At 64.3% G+C, this 2,804-nt stretch carries 3 protein-coding genes; all 3 read right to left on the bottom strand.

The genetic code is table 11. The features are described from left to right. Positions 1 to 50: 50 nt before the first annotated feature. Positions 51 to 833 (bottom strand): ABC transporter permease, encoded by a 783-nt coding sequence (locus EN893_RS27335; protein WP_127301950.1) that lies wholly within the window; start codon positions 831 to 833, stop codon positions 51 to 53. A gap of 1 nt (position 834) precedes the next feature. Further along, positions 835 to 1,737 (bottom strand): ABC transporter permease, encoded by a 903-nt coding sequence (locus EN893_RS27330; RefSeq protein ID WP_127270788.1) that lies wholly within the window; start codon positions 1,735 to 1,737, stop codon positions 835 to 837. Between the two features lie 13 nt (positions 1,738 to 1,750). Continuing rightward, on the bottom strand, positions 1,751 to 2,804 hold a 1,054-nt coding region (locus tag EN893_RS27325), incomplete at its 5' end, for a spermidine/putrescine ABC transporter substrate-binding protein (protein WP_245490916.1).

The raw sequence follows: 2,804 nt of genomic DNA, 5'->3' as shown, positions 1-2,804 counted from the left end.
GTGCTGGCCGAAGCGATGCGAGACGGCACGAATATCGACCAAAGGCGCGGTCATGCCTTTCTCCTGCGCAGCAATGTCAGTTCGAACAGCACCACCAGCACGATGGAGACGGCGAAGACCAGCGAGCCGACGGCGTTGGTCTTGGGGTTAAGGCCGGAGCGCAGCAGGTTCCAGATTTCGACCGGCAGCGTGGTGTCGAAGCGGGTGAGCAGGAAGGAGATCACGAACTCGTCCCAGGAGAAGGTCATCGACAGGAAGAAAGCTGCGAAAATGGCCGGCGCCATGACCGGCACGGTGATCAGCAGCAGCACCTTCCATTCCGGCGCGCCGAGGTCGCGCGCGGCACGCTCGATGTTGATCTGGTGGTCGCCCATCTGGCTGTAGATGATGGCAAAGCACAGCGGCAGGTTGATCACGACATGGCCGATGCCGGCGGCAAGCAGCGATTTCGGCACGCCGGCCCAGTTGAACAGCACCAGCAGCCCCATCCCGATGATGAGATAGCTGACCGTCAGCGGCAGGGTGATCAGCCCGCGCAGCAGGCCGGAGCCAGGCAGGACGAAGCGGGCAAAGCCCCAGGCGGAGAGAAAGCCGAGCGTGACGGCTGCGAGCGAGGAGATGGATGCCACCAGCAGCGAGTTGACCAGCGCCGAGGTCAGCCGCGTGTCCGAAAGAACCGCATCGTACCAGCGCAGCGACGGGCCGGTGAAGGGCGGGATCGGGAACGACGTCGCCTGCAGCGAAAACAGCACCAGCACGACGACCGGCAGGAAGATGAAGCCGTAGACGGCGAGCGCGTAGAGCCAAGAGGCGATGTGGACGAGCGGGCGCATCTCAGGCCCGCTCGATCTTCAGCCAGCGCGCGCAGGCGAGGTAGGCTGATGTGACCACCGCCATCAGGATAATCGACAGCGCCGAGGCCAGCGGGAAATCGCCGCGCCGGCCGATCTGCATCATCACCAGTTGCGGCATCAGCAGCTCGTTGTTGCCGCCCAGGATCTGCGGCGTGATGTAATCGCCGATGCACAGCACGAAGGTCAGGAAGGCGCCGACCATGATGCCGGGCAAGGTCAGCGGCAGCACGATATGCAGGAAGGTGCGCACCGGCCCGGCGCCGAGATCGGCGGCCGCCTTGCGGTAGCTCGGGCTCAACTGCTTGAGGTTGGCAAAGATGGTCAGCGTCAACAGCATGACGAAGAAATGCACGAAGCCGGTGACGGTGGCGAAACGCGTGTTGGCGAGTTGCAGCGGCTCGCTGATCAGGCCAGAGCCGGTCAGCGCCCGGTTGACGACGCCGTTCTGCGCCAGCACCAGCAGCCAGGAATAGGAGCGCACGACATAGGATGTCCAGAACGGCAGCACCGCCAGCATCAGCGCCAGCCGCTGCCAGCGTTCCGGCACCTGTTCGGCGAGGATCCAGGCAAAGGGATAGGCGAGCAGCACCGAGACCACGGTGACGATCGCGGTGACCTGCAGTGAGTTCACCATCGCCTGCCAGTAGGAAGGGTTGGTGAAGAACTGGCTGTAATTGGACAGCGTGAAGCCGCCGCCCTCATGCGCCGTCAGGCTGGAAAGCCCCATGGCGATGAAGGGCAGCACGAAGAACAGCAGCGTCCAGCCGAGCGCCGGCGTGACCAGCGCCCAGGGCAGGGCAGAGCCCGCCCGGGGCAGGGCCGCCCGGGGCAGAGCAGAGCCCGCCCGGGGCAGGGCACGTCCGTTGTTTGCCGAGCTGCTCATGAGCGCTATCGGCTCATTTCGCCTGCAGCATTTCGGTCCACATATCCTGCATCTTCTTGTCGAGATCGGCGTTCGGCGCCGGATAGGCCTGGGCGCGCGCCAGGAAGCCCGGCTGCTCGTCGAAGCGCAAAACCTTCTTCTGGTCGTCGGTGAGTGCGGCCTTGGTGTTGGCCGGCATGCCCCAATAGCAGGAGGAGGTGGCAAGGCGCGCCTGGCCTTCCGGGCTCATAATGTACTGGATAAACTTCAGCGCCATGTCCTTGTTCTTGGAATCCTTGAACATGGCCAGCGACTGCGACCAGAGAATCGCACCCTCCTTGGGGACCGAGAAGTCCAGCGCCGGGTTTTCCTTGGCCAGGCCCGCCGTCACCCATTCGCCGCCGCCGACCAATATGTCGACCTCGCCGGTCGCAAGCGCCGTCTGGCTGGCGGTCACTTCGCCGACCAGCTTGGCATTGGCCTTCATCTTCAAGAGCTCGTCCTTGAGGGCGGGCAGGTCGGCTTCGGTGAGATCGGCCGTCTTCTTGCCGATCGCCAGTGCGGCCATGCCGATGACCGGCAGGTAGTAGTCGTAGATGGCGACCTTGCCCTTGTACTTGTCGCCGGTGAGTGCTGCCATCGACTGCATGTCGGCTGGATCGACCTTGGTCTTGTTGTAGCCGATCGTGTTGTAGCCGAACTTTTCGGTGATGCCGTAGCGCTTGCCGCCGACCACGGTGGAGCCGTCCATCTTCACCTGCGGAAACAGATCGGCCAGCGGCAGCTTGTCTTCCGGCAATGGCTCGAACAGTCCCTTCTCGACGCCGCGCGGCACGTCGATGCTGTCGATCACCATCACATCCCAGTCGCCGGGCTGCGACTGCTCGACGATGGCGAGGCCGGCGCCGGTGCCCTCGAATTCCTTGACGTTGACCTTGACGCCATTGGCCTCCTCGAAAGGCTGCAGCAAGGCCGGATCGGCATGATCGCACCAGATCAGCGCGTTGAGATCGGCGGCCTGCGCGCCCGTCGAAAGCAGCAGCGCCGCGGCGGCGGCAGCGGGGCGCAAACGGGGCTTCAGGATGGAA

Source organism: Mesorhizobium sp. M7A.F.Ca.CA.004.04.2.1, from assembly GCF_004022825.1.
In the GTDB taxonomy this organism is placed as follows: domain Bacteria; phylum Pseudomonadota; class Alphaproteobacteria; order Rhizobiales; family Rhizobiaceae; genus Mesorhizobium.
Note: the sequence above shows the minus strand (reverse complement) of the source record. Positions and strands in the feature narration are given on the sequence as shown.

Coding starts and splice junctions, on each gene's coding strand:
- EN893_RS27330 (WP_127270788.1), bottom strand. CDS start 1,737: ATGAGCAGCTCGGCAAACAACGGACGTGCCCTGCCCCGGGCGGGCTCT.
- EN893_RS27335 (WP_127301950.1), bottom strand. CDS start 833: ATGCGCCCGCTCGTCCACATCGCCTCTTGGCTCTACGCGCTCGCCGTC.